Origin of the sequence: Streptomyces sp. NPDC002793, from assembly GCF_040295485.1 — a bacterium.
GTDB lineage: Bacteria > Actinomycetota > Actinomycetes > Streptomycetales > Streptomycetaceae > Streptomyces.
Map to the genome: position 1 here is coordinate 59017 of NZ_JBEOVL010000016.1, position 11655 is coordinate 70671.

An 11655-nucleotide genomic window follows, 5' to 3' on the forward strand; every position below is an offset into this window, starting at 1 on the left:
CACCGGCGTGATCCGCCCCTCCACCCCGTCCTCTCTTTCCGCCCGTTCCCACTCGCACACTCCTGGAGCCCCCTGATGTCACAGACCGCACGATTCGTCCAGCAGGTGAGCCGCCCCGCCGGCCGGCCGACCGGCGCAGAGTTCGCCTTCACCCAGGGACCGGTGCCGGTCCCTGAGCCGGGCGCCGCGCTGGTCGAGAACGTCCTGCTCTCCGTCGACCCGTACATGCGCGAGAACATGGACGGCGACTGGGAGTTGTCCTCCCCGCTGGAGGGCCGCTCCATCGGGCGGGTGACCGACTCACGGACCGACGGGCTGGCCGAGGGCGACCTGGTGTTCCACCGGCAGGGATGGCGTACCCACGCCGTGGTGCGCCCCGAGGACGTACGCGTCCTGCCCGAGGTGCCCGGCGTACCGGTCGAGGCCTTCCTGGGGATCCTCGGCGGCACGGGTCTCACCGCCTACGTCGCCCTCGCCCGGATCGCCGAGCTCGTCCCCGGCGAGACGGTCTACATCTCCGCGGCGGCCGGGGGCGTGGGGAGCGCGGCGGGACGGCTGGCGAGGATGATGGGAGCCGGCCGGGTCGTCGGCAGCGCCGGCTCGCCGGCCAAGGTCCGCCTGCTCACCGAGGAGTTGGGCTTCGACGCCGCGTTCGACCATCGCGACGGACGGCTTCCCGAGCAGCTGGCGAAGGCGGCGCCCGACGGAATCGACGTGTACGTCGACAACGTGGGCGGCGACCACCTGGAGGCCGCGATCGGCGCGATGCGCGAGTACGGGCGGATCGCCTGGTGCGGCGCGATCGCCCAGTACGACGCGACCGAGCCTCCGGCGGCGCCTCGCAACCTGTTCGACCTGGTCGAGAAGAGCGTCAGGCTGGAGGGCTTCCTGGTCCGCAACCACCGTGACGCGCAGGACGAGTTGGAGAAGCTGCTGCTTCCCGCCCTCGCCGCCGGCACGGTCACCGACCGGCACACGGTCACCGAGGGCTTCGACGGGATCGTCGACGCCTTCCTGGGAATGCTCGCCGGTGGCAACACCGGCAAGGCGATGGTCCGGGTGACGGCGTCATGATCCTGCGGGACACCACTGCGCGCACCATGCTCGGCTCGATGCTCGTCTCCAGCATCGGCATGGGCCTGTACACACTGGCACTCGGCCAGACACTGTTCCAGCAGACCGGCGACGCCCAGGCGTTCGCCATGATCTTCGCCCTCCAGGGTCTGGGGGCGGTGGCGGTGCTCCCCTTCTCGGGGCCGCTCGTCGACGCCCTCGACTCCAGGACCGTCTACGTCTTGTGCAGTCTCCTGCGCGCGCTGACCGTGGGCGTCATCGTGGTGGCGCTCTCCACCGGAGACGGTGCCGTGGTGAGCGTGGTGGGCACGGCCGCCGTGTTCCTGGCCGTGTTCGACAACGTACAGCGCACCGCCTTCTTCAAGTTCACCGCGCACCACATCGCGGGGGACCGCGCCGTGGCCTTCAACAGCCTGATCGGCATCGCGATCCAGGCAGGCAGCCTCATCGGCATGGCGTCGCTCGGTCTGGTCCTGATGATCGGCACGGCCACCCAGGCCCTCCTGATCGACGTGGCGGTCTCCCTGGTGGCGGCGCTGGTGGTCTCGCGGCTGCGAGCGCCGCGTCAGGAGTCCGCGGGCCGGCTGCGCGACAGCACCCTGCGCTCGGCCCTGCCCGGAATGCTCCGGGACTGGGCGGGACTGTTCAGCAGGCACCGCCACGAGGTCGTCGTCTTCGCGATGGTGCTGATGTGCGCGGGTGACTTCGTGTACTCCTACAGCCTCTCCACCCTCGTGGTGCCTTTGGTCGACGCCTGGCACGGCGGACAGCCGTGGGCCGTGTCGGCCCTGGAGGGCACGCTGGGCGCAGGGATGATCGCCGCGACCTTCTTCACCCGCTGGACGGTGCGTCTGTCACTGCTGCCGGTCTGGGTGTCGCTCCAGGCGGTGCTCGCGGCGGGGCTGGCCTTCACCACCACCCCGGCCCTGCACTACGCGGGATTCTTCCTGGCCGGCTTCGCCAACCTGAACGCCATTACCCTGCTCCTGACCCTTCTTCAGCAGCAGGCCGGTCCCCTGGACAAGGCCAAGATGGCGTCGCTGCGGCTGCTGGCGATCGGTCTCGGGACCGCCGCCCTGATGCCCGTGGTGGGACTGGCCGCACGTCAGTCGCTCACCTCCGCCTTCCTCACCGTCGCCGCCCTGCTGGTGCCGTTCGCGGCGTGTGGTCTGTGGGCCGCGCTGCGCTTCCGCCCCCGGGCCGCGGACAGGGCGGAGGACGAGGCACAGCGGCAGCCGGAGCTGACGCCTGCCGCCTGACCCGCTGCCCCTCGCTCCCCCGCCCTCACCCGAGCCACCAGGAGACGCCATGCTCTCGTTCCAGCCGTCCTCGCCCCCGGACACGGTCCCCTCCCCGCCGCTGTTCTTCGCCGACCGGACGCACCGGATGGTGCCCTCCGAGACCAGGGCCCTCTTCTCGATGGCCGCCCGGGAGGACGTCGTCTCCCTCGCCGGAGGGATGCCCAGCCCGGAGGCGCTTCCCGCGGAGGCGCTGCGCGCGGTCCTGCAGGAGGTGCTCGCCACCGAAGGGCCGAGCGTCCTCCAGTACGGCTCCGCGCAGGGGGACCTGGCGCTGCGCGAGCGGATGTGCGAGGTCATGGCGGCCGAGGGTGTCAAGACGACACCGGACGAGGTCCTGGTCACGGTCGGGTCGCAGCAGGCGCTCGACCTGGTGACCCGCGTCTTCGTCAACCCCGGGGACAGTGTGGTGACCGAGGGCCCCACCTACGTCACCGCGCTCAGCACCTTCGCCGCCCATCAGGCGCGGGTCGTCGAGGTCTCCATGGACCGCGACGGGGTGGTCCCCCAGGCCCTTGCCGACGCCTTCGCCCTGCTCGCCGCCGAGGGGCGTCCGGCCAAGTTCTTCTACACGGTGCCGACCTTCCAGAACCCCACCGGCCGGGTGCTGGGCGCGGACCGCCGGAAGGAGGTCCTGGAGATCTGCCGGCGGGCGGGCGTCCTGGTCGTCGAGGACAACCCGTACGGGCTGCTGCACTTCGGCGAGCGGCCGCACCGGGCCCTGTGCGCCGACGCCCCGGAAGGGGTGATCTACCTGGGGTCGTTCTCCAAGACCCTCGCGCCCGGACTGCGCGTGGGATGGGTCCGTGCTCCACGGACCGTGACCGGGAAACTCGTCCTCGCGGCGGAGAGCGCGATGCTCTCCCACTCGAGGCTCACCCAGCGGGCGGTGAGCCACTTCCTGGAGACCCGGTCGTGGCAGGGGCACCTCGGTGTGGCGAGGGACCTGTACCGCGTCCGTCGGGACGCCATGCTCGAAGAGCTGGCCGCCACCATGCCGGAGGGCGTGTCCTGGACGGTGCCCGCCGGAGGGTTCTTCGTCTGGCTGACGCTGCCGGGGAACCTCGACGCGCGGGCGATGATGCCCCGGGCGATCGGGGGCGGGGTGGCCTACGTGCCGGGCACCGGGTTCCACACCCGGGGCGGCGAGCGGAACCTGCGGCTCTCCTACTCCTACCCCTCCGTGAGCCAGGTCCGGGAGGGCGTGCGGCGGCTGGCCGACGTCATCCGCGCCGAGCCGGAGCCCCGCGGCGCGGCCCGACTGCGCGAAGCGGTGGCGCGATGAACGGGCGGCGCCCCACCGACGGACTGCTGGACGACGCACGGGGCGTCCAGGACGACCTGGTCCGACTGCGGCGGACCCTGCACGCCAGGCCCGAGGTGGGTCTGGATCTGCCGCACACCCAGGAGGCGGTGCTCCGGGCACTGGACGGACTGGGGCTCGAGATCACCACGGGGCGACGGCTCAGCTCCGTGACCGCCGTGCTGCGCGGTGCCCGGCCCGGCCCGACGGTCCTCCTGCGGGGCGACATGGACGCGTTGCCGGTGACGGAACGCACCGGGCTGGACTTCGCGGCGGGCAACGGCGCCATGCACGCCTGCGGACACGACCTGCACACCGCCATGCTGGCCGGCGCGGCCCGGCTTCTGGCCCACCACCGGGACCGTCTCGCCGGTGACGTCGTCCTGATGTTCCAGCCCGGTGAGGAGGGGTACGACGGGGCGCGCCACATGCTGGAGGAGGGGATCCTGGACGCCTCGGGGACCCGGCCGGTGGCGGCCTACGCCCTGCACGTCACCGCTTCCGGGCGGCCGTCGGGCCGGTTCAGCGCCAGGGGCGGCCCGACCATGGCTGCCGTCGACAACCTGACCGTCACGGTCCGCGGGGCCGGCGGGCACGGGGCCATGCCGCATTCGGCGAAGGATCCGGTGCCGGTGGCGTGCGAGATGGTCGTGGCGTTGCAGACCAGGGTCACCCGCGCGTTCGACGTCTTCGACCCGGTCGTGGTGACGACCGGGTCCTTCCACGCGGGGACACAGAACAACATCATCCCGGACACCGCGGTCTTCGAGACCACCGTCCGCACGTTCTCCCCCGAGGCCCGGGAGCGGGCCGAGCGGTGCCTGACGGAGGTGTGCCACGGCGTGGCCGCCGCGCACGGGATCGAGGCGGAGGTGCGATGGCAGCCCCTGTACCCGGTCACCGTCAACGACCCGGCCGCGGTGGACACCGTCGCCCGGACCGTCTCCGAGCTCTTCGGCGAGGACGGTTACGAAACCCTGCCCCGGCCGATGACGGGTTCGGAGGACTTCTCCCGGGTCGTGGACGAGATACCCGGCGCGATGGTGTTCCTCGGGGCCACGACTCCCGGCGCCGATCCCGGAACGGCACCCGACAACCACTCCCCGCTGGCCGACTTCGACGAGTCCGTGCTCGGCCCGGGAGCAGCCCTCTACGCGGCGCTGGCCACCGGACGCCTGCACGACACCACCCCCGACGACCCCGATCCTTCCGACGGGGCCGATCCACGAATGAGACGGTCATGATGCGCAATCCACGCAGAGTCCTCCTGCTGACCCCCGACGCCGTCCTGGCCCGTGCCGTGTCGGACATCGGGTTGGAGGCCTGGGCGCTCCGCCGCTCCGGCGGCTCCCTGTCCGGGACGCACGACGGAGTGCCGCCGGAGCGGACACTGACCGACGAGGACCCGGCGCGGACCCTCAGGAAGCTGGCCACCGATGTCCGCGCGGAGCACGGCATCGACTTCGTCCTGTGCGGCGGCGACGCCGAACCGGCCGTGCTCGACGCCGTCCGCGACCTCGTCCCCCCGCCGACGGGTACGGGGACGTGGCTCCCGGACAAGGCCGAACTGCGGCGGCTCCTCGACGACTCCCCGGCGCCGCCGGCCGCTCCGGGCGAGGACGGCCCGACACCGGTGTGCCACGTCGACTCGGTGTCCGTGGACGGCATGCACCTCCTGCTGGCCATCGCCTGGCCCGACACGGTCGAGCCGTTCGAGGGGCCGGAGCGGGGTGGCGTCCGGGAGACGGTCCGCGGTGTGCTGGATCTGATCGGGCATGAATCGGGAGGTATGAGGACGAGCGTGGCGCTCACCGCGGCCGGTCCCCGCCCCGTGGAGATGGCCAGGACGCCGTTCCTGGTTGCTTCCCTGACGGCGGGAACGACGCAGTAGCCGCTCAGGAACGGCTCCGGGCACCTTGGGATCCATCGAGAGCGGGCCGGAACCCCGGACCGCTCACCCCGTCCCGAACACCTTCACAGGAGCGAAAAATGAGCGAGAACCTGAACACGAACCCGGTCCGGACCGCCCGCGGCGTCGCCGGCGTGATCGTGGCCCTGATGATGACCGGGCTCGCCCTCACCGTGGTCGCCGGCAACGACGTGCCCAGGAGCGGCGCGGCCGGCGCCACGGTGGTGCTCGCCAACAACGCCGGCCCCGCCGCGCCGCCCGTCTCCCCCTGACGCACCGGCCGGCGCGGCCCCTCCGGGATCAGGCGGAGACGGCCCGCGGGTTCCGGACCCCCATCAACACGTAGAGCCGGTCGGCCTCTGCCTGACGCTCCTCGGCCGCCACCACGTCGCCGAGCAGCTCCAGGGACCGGGCGAGACCGCTCAGAGCGGACGCCTCCTCCGAGCGGAAGCCCATGTCCACGGCGGCACGATGGGCGTGGCCGTGCAGTTCGAGGGCCGACGCCGGATCACCCAGCGCGCACCGCAGGTGACCGATGATGTTCTCCACCTCCGCCCGCCGCACCGGGGTGGCACCGGTCCGCGACAGCTCCAGCGCACGCACCGCGAAGCCCTCCGCGTCGGCGGTCCTCCCCCAGGCGTGCGCCACACGGGCGGAGAGCGCCAGCACCAGACCGACATCCCCCGGAGCCGTCCGCATCTCGCTCAGCCGGCGCGCCTCCTCCAGGCTCGCGTCGGCCTCCTCCAGCTCACCGAGGCCCACCTGGGCGAAGGCGAGGTCCGTCAGCGCCATGACGAGGTTCCCGTGGTAGCCGAGGGAGCGGCTGATCTCCAGGGACCGGCGGGCGGTCTGCGCGGCCTCGTCGTAACGGCCCCACTTCTCGTACAGCGTGCTCAGCGTGGACAGCCCTTCGGCCTCGGCACGGATGGCACCCAGCTTCTCGGACCTGGCCACGGCCTCGCTCAGCAGGGTGAGCGCCTCCTCGTACCGGCCGAGCATCGACGCGAGAAGGCCGATGGTCGACTCGCTGTGGGCCTGGATGCGCCGGTCGCCGAGCGAGACGGCGACGTCCCTGGCCTCCTGAGCCGCTTCCAGACCGCTCTCGAACCGGCCCACCTTCCAGCAGGCCACCCCGACGTTCGACAGGGTGACGCAGAGGAGTTGCGCGTCGTCCAGCCCGCGGGCCGCGGTCAGCGCGGTCAGGCAGATGTTCCACATCTCGTCGAACTGGCCGCGCGCGTTCAGATGGAAGCTGAGGTTGCGGGTGAGGCAGACGGTGTGTCGGTGCAGCTGGTTCAGCTCCGCCAGGGAGACGGCCGCCAGCAGCCCGCTGTGCTCGCGGTCGAACCAGGCGCGAGCCGCCTCGGCGTCCGCGAGGGGGGGAAGACTGCCGTCGTACGGCGGTATGCCGGTGCCGCGCTGCTCCCGGCCGGGGAAGAGGATCTGGCAGGCGACGTCCGTCGCCGTGAGGTAGTAGCCGAGCAGCCGCTCCACCGCTGCGGAGTCCTGCTCCGCCGTCCCGGGCCCGAACAGGCTCCGGGCGAAGCTGCGGACCAGGTCGTGCAGGGTGTAGACGCCGACCACCGGCTGCTGCACCAGCCGCATGTCCAGCAGGATCTCCAGGGTCGACTCGGCATCGTGGACGTCGGTGCCGAGCACGGCGGCCGCCGAGTGGACGTCGATCCCGGTGCTCGGGTGGAGTCCGAGGGTACGGAAGGCGACCCGCTGCCGTACGTTGAGCGCCATGTACGACAGGCGCAGCGTCGCGGCGACACTGCGCTGCGGCGAGCGCAGCTCGTCGAGCCTGCGGGTCTCGTCCCGGAGGCGTTCGGCGAGGTAGCGCAGCGTCCACGACGACCGGTTCCGCAGCCGGGCGGTGGCGATACGCAGGGCGAGGGGCAGGTGTCCGCAGAGCTCGGCCAGCTCGGCCGCCGCCTCGGGTTCGGCCTCGACCCGGTCCGTGCCGAGCGTCGCCGCGACCAGGGCGGCACTGTCCTGAGGCGTCATCAGGCCGACGGACACCCAGTTGACTCCGTCGAGGTCCAGCAGCCGGGAGCGGCTGGTGATCAGGACCAGGCAGCCCGGCGATGCGGTGAGCACCGGGATGACCTGTTCGGCGTGGGCCGCGTTGTCCAGGAGCAGCAGCAGCCTGCGGCCGGCGACGGTGGCCCGCCACAGGTGGGCCCTGGCCTCGGTGTCGCCGGGGATGCGGTCGTCGCTGACGCCGAAGGACCGCAACAGGTGGTCGAGCGCCGCGCCGGCCGGCACCGGGGGCTGTTCACCCGGAGTGAATCCGCGCAGGTCCACGTAGAGCTGACCGTCGGGGAACCGGTCGGCGAGACGGTGGGCTGCCCACACCGCGAGCGAGGTCTTCCCTGAGCCGCCCATGCCGTCGACGGCCACGACCCCTGCGGAGCGGTCGCCGGCGTCGGACGCGAGGGCGTAGCCCAGCAGCTCGGTCAGTTCCCTCTGGCGGCCGGTGAAGTCGGGCAGCGGCTGGGGCAGGGTGCAGACCGTGAGCGGCTGGGCCGGGGGTCTCTCCCGGGCGGGCGGCGGTGGCTGCTGCGGCAGGAGCAGCCCGGGGTCGTCGCGCAGGATGTCCTCGTAGAGCCTGGCCAGCGGGGGCCCGGGGTCCACGCCCAGCTGGTCGGCGAAGATCTCGCGGACCCGGGCGTACTCGTTCAGCGCCTCGGCCTTCCGCCCGTTGCGGTACAGGGCCAGCATCAGATGGCCGTGGAAGGTCTCGCGGAGCGGGTGCGCGGCGACGGCGTTCCTGAGGTCGGCGACCAGTTCGCTGCTGAGGCCGAGGCCGAGTCGCAGATCGAAGAGCTCCTCCGTGGCCACCAGTCGGCGCTCCTCCAGCACGGTGGCCGCCGACTCGATGACCGCTCCGCCCTGGCCGGAGAGGACGGCCCCGCGCCACAGCGCGAGTGCGGCCTCCAGTTCGGCGGCGGCCTCGGGCCGCCGGTCCTCGCGCAGGGCCGCTTCGGCGGTCCGGACGCGGTCGTTGAACTCCAGCAGGTCGAGCTGCGTGGCGGTCATGGTGATGCGGTAGCCGCTGCCCTCGGTGGAGATGACCCCGTCACCGGGGATCCGGCGCCGCAGGTCCGAGACCGCCTTGCGCACCTGGTGCGAGGCGGTCGCCGGCGGGTCGTCCTCCCAGGCCGCCTCGACGAGGCGGGGCATGGGCACCACCCGGCCGGGCTCCAGGAGCAGGACGGACAGCACCCGCTCCTGGACCGCGCCCCCCAACGACAGCCTCACCCCGTCGGCCGAGACCTCCAGCGGCCCGAGGATCCGGAATCGCAGGTCTTTCGTCCCGGATGTCGCCGCCGGTGGTTCCGTTCCTTCTCTGTTCATTTCGCCCCCCCCGTTTACGGACCGGACAGGCCCCTTGCGGGGGCACCGCCCGGACGATGATATTGGCTCATCGGTCTGAACATGCAGAAACGGGACGTCACTCCCGAAGTGCGGTACGCGGACCCGCCTGCGGGCGCCCGGCGGAGGCCCGGCCGCGTCCCTGACGCCGGGAGGGCGCCAGGAGGGCGCCAGGAGAACGCCAGGAGAACGCCGGAGGACGCCGCCCTCACCGCTCATGACCGCGCGGCGCCCCCGCGACGGGGCGGCGTGCCGGACACGACCGGCCCCCGCCGCCCCGCCGCCGCGTCTTCCCTACTTCCGACCGCGAACGGCCGAGAGCACCTCCTCGACCAGCAGGGTGTTCTCCTTGTCCGCGCTGTCCCCCAGTGCGAACCGGCTCCGGATGTAGGCGTAGGCCAGGCCCTGACCGGGGCTCGCGAACGCCATGGCGCCGGCCGCGCCTCCATGGCCGAAGGCGTCCGTACCCAGCGCCGCGTACCGCTCGCCGAGGGGCTGGAAGCCCAGGGCGAAACAGCTCTCCCCACCGCCCACCAGGTCGGTCCCCTCCGAGTGGATCCGGGTGAACGTCTCGATCGTGTCAGGGTCGAGGAGCGCGGGGCTGCCGTCCAGGGCGCCGATGACCGCCGCGTAGGCGGCCGCCACTCCCCGGGCCGAGGCCACACCGCCCGCCGACCCCTGACCGAGTGCCCTGGTCAGCCGGTAGTTCGGGAAGGGGGACAGGTCCGGGAGGTGGGCCGTGCTGAAGGCTATGTCTCTCAGCCTGCGCGGCTCCTGCGCGGGCTCCTCGGCCCCCGGTTCGGGCACCGCGGGTGTCACGGGCAGGTAGCGGGGCTCCAGTTCCTCGGGAAGTCCCAGGAAGAAGTCGACGTAGCGCGGTCGGCGGACACGCGACTCCCACCAGTCCTGCAGGCTCCGCCCGGTGGCTCTGCGGACGACCTCGCCCACGAGGGCGGCGACGACGAGCCCGTGGTAGCCGAACGCCGTACCGGGTGTCCAGTAAGGGGCCTGTGCGGCGAGGCGTCCGGCCATGAGCCGGTCGTCGGCCAGTTCCTCGATGGTGAAGACCTCGTCCACACCGACCACGCCCGCCTGGTGGGCGAGCACCTGCCGCAGCGTGATCCGCTCCTTCCCCGCGCCGCCGAACTCGGGCCAGTACGAGGACACCGCACGGTCCAGGTCGAGCACGCCGTCCTGGACCAGCAGGGCCACGACGATGTACACGGCCCCCTTGCTCACCGAGAACACACCGGTCAGCGTGTCCCCGTCCACCCCCGGTCCGGCCCAGAGGTCCACGACGCGCACCCCGTCCCGGTGAACCGCCAACTGCTGCCCGGTCGGCAGGGGCTGCTCCCGCACCACGTGCGCGAAGGCCGCGCGCACTCCTTCGAAGCCGGCGTGCACCTCCCCGTGCACCCGTGCCTCCCCGTGCCCCTGGACCGGGCCGTTCTCGTGGTCGCTCGTCAACATGCTTCCCCTGTTCGTTCCCATGCGGATGCGGTCGCCCAGTTCTGCCCGGATGGTCGCGGGGCATGCCGACGCCCTACGCGTGCGCATCGCCGGTCCCGCCGGGCGGGGACGCTAGCAGGTAACCGGCCTGGAACCGGCTCTGAGCACCCAACTCCTCCATCACGTCGGCGATGTGCCGACGGCAGGTCCGTACCGACATGCCCAGGCGCGTCGCGATGGAGGCGTCCGTCATCCCCTCGACCAGGAGGCGGACGATGGCCTGCCTGACATCGCCCGCGACCCCGGCCCGCGCACCCGCGGTGCCCGTGCAGGCATCGGCCGAGAGCCACAGCCGCTCGTACGTCTCCACGATGAAGGCGACCGTGTGCGGCTCACGGATCACCACCGCACCCTGGGGGTCGGCGGGGAGGGAGATGATGGCCGTCTCCGCGTCGAAGACGAGGAGACGGCTGAAGTGGTCGTCCAGGGTCCTGACCTGCGCCCCCAACTCCAGCATGCGATCGATGTAGACCGCCGTGTACGGGCTGAAGCGTGCGGTGTGCTGGTAGAGGACGCGCATCCGCACGCCCCGATCCAGGACCTCTTGGTCCCGGGGCTCCGCCTCCTTGAGACTTCCCTCGTCGCGACCCCCTCCCGGTTGCGCCGTGAGTATCTCGGTGCGGGACCGCGCGGCCAGGTCGGTGATGACCCCGCGGACCTGGCCGAGGTCCTCCAGCACCTCGAACCTGCTCTCCCTCTCGCGGGAGTACTGGCTCGACTGGAAGACCGGCAGGAAAGCCATGATCGACTCCCGCTTCCGCTCCGCGACGGCGCGGCGGGTGCGGATGTCACGGTCGAGGGGACCGACCACCCCGGCCACGGCCTCCTCCGGTGCCACCGCACGGAGTTCGCCCCCGGGACCGACGCGCAGGAGGCCCATGCCGAGGAGCTCCCGCACGGCGTCTCCCACCTGCGCGGAGGGCCGGCCCGTACGGCCGCTGATGGAATTGGCCGAAAGTGTCTCTTCGGCGGCGCATTGCAGCGCATATTCATACACCGTCCGCAGGTTCGCTTCAGGTGGTCCACTCATGTCCGCATTGGCGATATTCCCCATCATTCCCCCCACTACGTAGCGTGGCAGCATGCTGCCATGCAGCTTGCTGCTCCATTCTTCCCACACATGCCTCTACAAGCTCTGGCATGGTGATTCATCCCGCAGTCCCGTGGCACAAGGGAGTGTGCAC

Annotated in this window: 9 protein-coding genes; 6 read left to right on the forward strand and 3 right to left on the reverse strand. The window is 72.1% G+C overall.

Features of this window, described 5'->3' with window-relative positions; genetic code table 11:
* Nucleotides 1-75 precede the first annotated feature (75 nt).
* From ABT001_RS17910 to ABT001_RS17935, 6 genes are all read left to right on the forward strand, one after another.
* The gene (locus ABT001_RS17910; protein ID WP_351278113.1) at nucleotides 76-1074 is read left to right on the forward strand and encodes an NADP-dependent oxidoreductase; all 999 of its coding nucleotides are present in this window, start codon (nucleotides 76-78) and stop codon (nucleotides 1072-1074) included.
* Nucleotides 1071-2333: an MFS transporter gene (locus ABT001_RS17915; RefSeq protein WP_351278116.1), complete on the forward strand. Its 1263-nt coding sequence runs from the start codon at nucleotides 1071-1073 to the stop codon at nucleotides 2331-2333. Before ABT001_RS17910 ends, ABT001_RS17915 begins: the two co-directional genes overlap by 4 nt.
* Before the next feature lie 49 nt (nucleotides 2334-2382).
* Nucleotides 2383-3657 carry an aminotransferase-like domain-containing protein gene (locus ABT001_RS17920; RefSeq protein WP_351278119.1) on the forward strand — a complete coding sequence of 425 codons (1275 nt, stop codon included), beginning with the start codon at nucleotides 2383-2385 and terminating at the stop codon, nucleotides 3655-3657.
* Entirely contained in the window at nucleotides 3654-4919 is a 1266-nt protein-coding gene (locus ABT001_RS17925; RefSeq protein ID WP_351278121.1) for a M20 metallopeptidase family protein, read from the forward strand. Before ABT001_RS17920 ends, ABT001_RS17925 begins: the two co-directional genes overlap by 4 nt.
* Nucleotides 4916-5566: a hypothetical protein gene (locus ABT001_RS17930; RefSeq protein ID WP_351278124.1), complete on the forward strand. Its 651-nt coding sequence runs from the start codon at nucleotides 4916-4918 to the stop codon at nucleotides 5564-5566. Before ABT001_RS17925 ends, ABT001_RS17930 begins: the two co-directional genes overlap by 4 nt.
* Nucleotides 5567-5664: 98 nt before the next feature.
* On the forward strand, nucleotides 5665-5856 hold the full coding sequence (locus ABT001_RS17935) for a hypothetical protein (protein ID WP_351278126.1): 192 nt from the start codon (nucleotides 5665-5667) through the stop codon (nucleotides 5854-5856).
* 28 nt (nucleotides 5857-5884) lie between these two features.
* Here the strand turns inward: ABT001_RS17935 and ABT001_RS17940 are convergent, their stop codons facing one another.
* From ABT001_RS17940 to ABT001_RS17950, 3 genes are all read right to left on the reverse strand, one after another.
* Nucleotides 5885-8944, reverse strand: a complete 3060-nt coding sequence (locus ABT001_RS17940) for an AfsR/SARP family transcriptional regulator (RefSeq protein ID WP_351278129.1) — start codon at nucleotides 8942-8944, stop codon at nucleotides 5885-5887.
* Nucleotides 8945-9256: 312 nt separating this feature from the next.
* The gene (locus ABT001_RS17945; RefSeq protein WP_351278132.1) at nucleotides 9257-10432 is read right to left on the reverse strand and encodes a serine hydrolase domain-containing protein; all 1176 of its coding nucleotides are present in this window, start codon (nucleotides 10430-10432) and stop codon (nucleotides 9257-9259) included.
* Nucleotides 10433-10505: 73 nt separating this feature from the next.
* Nucleotides 10506-11501 carry a LuxR C-terminal-related transcriptional regulator gene (locus ABT001_RS17950; protein WP_351278133.1) on the reverse strand — a complete coding sequence of 332 codons (996 nt, stop codon included), beginning with the start codon at nucleotides 11499-11501 and terminating at the stop codon, nucleotides 10506-10508.
* Nucleotides 11502-11655 lie beyond the last annotated feature (154 nt).

Coding starts and splice junctions, on each gene's coding strand:
- ABT001_RS17925 (WP_351278121.1), top strand. CDS start 3,654: ATGAACGGGCGGCGCCCCACCGACGGACTGCTGGACGACGCACGGGGC.
- ABT001_RS17940 (WP_351278129.1), bottom strand. CDS start 8,944: ATGAACAGAGAAGGAACGGAACCACCGGCGGCGACATCCGGGACGAAA.
- ABT001_RS17910 (WP_351278113.1), top strand. CDS start 76: ATGTCACAGACCGCACGATTCGTCCAGCAGGTGAGCCGCCCCGCCGGC.
- ABT001_RS17915 (WP_351278116.1), top strand. CDS start 1,071: ATGATCCTGCGGGACACCACTGCGCGCACCATGCTCGGCTCGATGCTC.
- ABT001_RS17935 (WP_351278126.1), top strand. CDS start 5,665: ATGAGCGAGAACCTGAACACGAACCCGGTCCGGACCGCCCGCGGCGTC.
- ABT001_RS17920 (WP_351278119.1), top strand. CDS start 2,383: ATGCTCTCGTTCCAGCCGTCCTCGCCCCCGGACACGGTCCCCTCCCCG.
- ABT001_RS17950 (WP_351278133.1), bottom strand. CDS start 11,501: ATGAGTGGACCACCTGAAGCGAACCTGCGGACGGTGTATGAATATGCG.
- ABT001_RS17930 (WP_351278124.1), top strand. CDS start 4,916: ATGATGCGCAATCCACGCAGAGTCCTCCTGCTGACCCCCGACGCCGTC.
- ABT001_RS17945 (WP_351278132.1), bottom strand. CDS start 10,432: ATGTTGACGAGCGACCACGAGAACGGCCCGGTCCAGGGGCACGGGGAG.